Genomic DNA, 469 nt, shown 5'->3' with positions numbered 1-469 from the left:
AGGAGCAGGGGCTGCTCGGCCCCGTTGCCGAGCACGTCGAGGTGCAACCGGGCTGGGAGAGCGCGATCGGGGCGGCGCTCGGCTCCCTCGCCGAAGCCGTGCTTGCCCGGGACGGCGACGCCGCATATGCGGCCCTGTCCCTCGCCGAACGGGACCGGCTCGGCCGCGTCGGACTCGTGATCGCCGGGGAGCTCCGCGGCGCTGCCGATCACGCGCCCAAAACCCTTCCTCCGGGCCTGATCTGGGCCCCCGCCGTGGTGCAGGCCCCGCCCGGCGTGCTCGGCGTGCTGGGCACCAGCTTCCTCGCGGAGGACCTCGTGGCCGCCCGCGCCGCGCTGGACACCCTGCTGAGCGCGAGCGGGCCCGGGGCCACGATCGTCACCCGCGCCGGGGAGATCCTCACCGAGCACGTCCTGCGCGGCGGATCCGGCGAGGGTCCCACCCGGATCGAACTGGCGGCCGATCGAGA

The 469-nt window shown here is 75.7% G+C and carries 1 pseudogene; it reads left to right on the top strand.

What is annotated here, in order from left to right:
- A pseudogene (locus OOT08_RS01255) lies at positions 1-469 on the top strand (chromosome segregation protein SMC); the annotation flags it as partial.

The organism is Leucobacter sp. M11 (genome assembly GCF_035726885.1).
In the GTDB taxonomy this organism is placed as follows: domain Bacteria; phylum Actinomycetota; class Actinomycetes; order Actinomycetales; family Microbacteriaceae; genus JAPFRB01.
The sequence above is the reverse complement of the archived record's forward strand: the minus strand, read 5'-3'. Positions and strand labels throughout refer to the sequence as shown.